The sequence below is a fragment of the Caballeronia sp. genome (genome assembly GCF_049581465.1).
In the GTDB taxonomy this organism is placed as follows: domain Bacteria; phylum Pseudomonadota; class Gammaproteobacteria; order Burkholderiales; family Burkholderiaceae; genus Caballeronia.
This window is the reverse complement of the sequence record NZ_JBAUSA010001052.1, coordinates 1-2030: the sequence shown is the minus strand read 5'-3', so window position 1 is coordinate 2030 and position 2030 is coordinate 1. Positions and strand designations below refer to the sequence as shown.

Genomic DNA, 2030 nt, shown 5'->3' with positions numbered 1-2030 from the left:
CTTCTGGTCCGCGCGCTGCCGTTCGGCATAGTCCTTCATCCGCACGAATACGAGACCCGCGTTCTGGCCGCGACCGGCAAAGCTGAAGCCGTTCACCGTAAACACCGAGTCGACAACGCTTTTCTGGTCGGTCAGCAACCAGTCGCTCACGTCCTTCAGGATGCCGGCCGTGCGCTCCTGCGTCGAGCCCGCCGGCGCCTGGACGATCACGAACATCGTGCCCTGGTCTTCGTCGGGCAGGAACGACTTGGGCAGGCGCACAAACAGGAAGCCCACCGCAACGATCACCACCAGGTAGATGATCAGCCAGCGGCCCGAGCGGTTGATCACGTGCCGCACGCCGCTGTGATACTTGGTCTGGCTCTTCGCGAAGGTGCGGTTGAACCAGCCGAAAAAGCCTTTCTTCTCGGCGTGATGATCCTTGTCGATCGGCTTCAGGAGCGTCGCGCACAATGCCGGCGTAAGAATCAACGCCGTGAGCACGGACAAGACCATGGCCGCCACGATGGTCAGCGAGAACTGCCGGTAAATGGCGCCCACCGATCCGCCCGAGAACGCCACGGGCACGAACACCGCCGACAGCACCAGCGCCACGCCCACCAGCGCGCCGGTGATCTGGTCCATCGCCTTGCGGGTGGCGTCTCGAGGCGACAAGCCCTCCTCTGCCATCACCCGCTCGACGTTTTCCACCACCACGATCGCATCGTCCACCAGCAAGCCGATCGCGAGCACGAGCCCGAACATGGACAGCGTGTTGATCGAAAAGCCGACGATACCCATCACCGCGAACGTACCCAGCAACACCACCGGCACGGCGATCGTCGGGATCAGCGTGGCGCGAAGGTTTTGCAGGAACAGGTACATCACGAGGAACACCAGCACGATGCCTTCGATCAGCGTCTTGACCACTTCTTCAATGGACAGGCGCACGAACGGCGTGGTGTCGTACGGGTACTTCACGACTAGCCCTTGCGGGAAGTACTTCGACAGCTCGTCGAGCTTCGCGCGCACCGCTTTCGCCGTGTTCAGCGCGTTAGCGCCCGTGGCAAGCTGGATACCGAAGCCAGCGGTCGGCTGACCGTTGTATTTCGTGTCGAAGTTATAGTTCTCGCCGCCCAGGTCGATATGCGCCACATCCTTGATGCGCACTTGCGAGCCGTCCGGATTCACCTTCAGCAAGATGTTGCCGAACTGCTCGGGCGTTTGCAGCAACGTCGCTTCCGTGATCGTCGCCTGCAGCATCTGGCCCGGCACGGACGGCGTGCCGCCCAAGGCACCGGCCGCGACCTGCACGTTCTGCTTCGTGATCGCGTTCTGCACGTCCACGGGCGTCAGGCTGAAGTTGTTCAGCTTGGTCGCATCGAGCCAGATCCGCATGGCGTATTGCGAGCCGAACAGCGTCACCGTACCCACCCCGTCGATACGGCTGAGCGGATCCTCGATCTTCGACGCCACGTAGTTCGCGAGGTCGTACTTGTTCATGCTGTTGTCCGTCGAAACGAACGCCATCACCATCAAGAAGCTGCTGCTCGACTTCGTCACCCTGGAGCCGAGCTGCTGAACGGCTTGCGGCAAGAGCGGCGTCGCCAGTTGCAGCTTGTTCTGCACCTGAACCTGCGCGATGTCCGGATTGGTGCCGGCGGCGAAGGTCAACGTGATGGTGGCGGTGCCCGAGTCGTCGCTGGTAGACGACAGGTACAACAGGTGATCGAGGCCGCTCATCTGCTGCTCGATGACCTGCGTTACCGTGTTTTCGACCGTACTCGCCGATGCGCCCGGGTACGTCGCACTGATCTGAATGGCCGGCGGCGCGATGGTCGGATACTGCGCGATCGGCAACGTGAAGATCGACGCGATCCCCGACAGCATCAGGATAATGGCGATCACCCACGCGAAAATCGGGCGATCGATAAAGAACTTTGCCATGTGGCGGGCTCCCTGTTATTACGCGCCCGATGCGGCGGAGGCAGGCTGTGCCGTCTGCGCAGCACCGCTGGCGGCCGGCGCGCCCTGAACAGCTGCGCCGGAAG

General features: G+C 62.4%; 1 protein-coding gene. It reads right to left on the bottom strand.

All coding sequences use genetic code 11. The features are described 5' to 3' along the window. On the bottom strand, positions 1-1926 hold a 1926-nt coding region (locus WCA53_RS25760; RefSeq protein ID WP_423917078.1), incomplete at its 3' end, for an efflux RND transporter permease subunit. Between the last annotated feature and the right edge of the window lie 104 nt (positions 1927-2030).